This is a genomic window from Vibrio sp. 1069, assembly GCF_033340555.1.
Window position 1 is genome coordinate 1 of the sequence record NZ_JAWOWP010000849.1, and the last position, 540, is coordinate 540.

The 540-nt window shown below is 43.0% G+C and carries 1 protein-coding gene; it reads right to left on the minus strand.

All coding sequences use genetic code 11. The features are described from left to right. A partial coding sequence (locus tag R7040_RS29410) for a S16 family serine protease (RefSeq protein ID WP_318098041.1) occupies positions 1 to 540 on the minus strand: 540 nt, incomplete at both ends.

Here is a 540-nt window from a genome sequence, read left to right on the forward strand (position 1 = left end):
GCAATTTTACTGATGATGCTATCGTCTTCACCACGGAACGGTTTAGACATCAGAATAGGAATCGCCTCATCAACAGTAGAAACTGACCAAATATGGAACTCACCATTTTTAATGCTACTTATGACATCTTTATGTAAAGCAAGGTGCTTCAAGTTCGATTTAGGCATAATAACGCCTTGATGACCAGTGAAGCCTTGGTGTTTACAAACTTGATAGAAACCTTCGATCTTCTCATTTAAACCGCCTACCGCTTGTACTCGACCAAATTGGTCCACCGCGCCAGTCACCGCGATTTGTTGATTAACCGGTGATTCAGAGAGTGCACTTACCAAACAGCATAACTCTGCCAATGAAGCACTATCACCATCCACTTCACTATAGGACTGCTCGAAAACAATAGACGCAGAGTAAGGCAGTGGTTCATCCAAATTCAAAGCAGAGCTTAGAAATGCTTGCATGATCATCATGCCTTTCGCATGAAGATTGCCTCCAAGTTCAGCTTTGCGCTCAACATCGGAAATGTCACCATCTCCAAAGTGA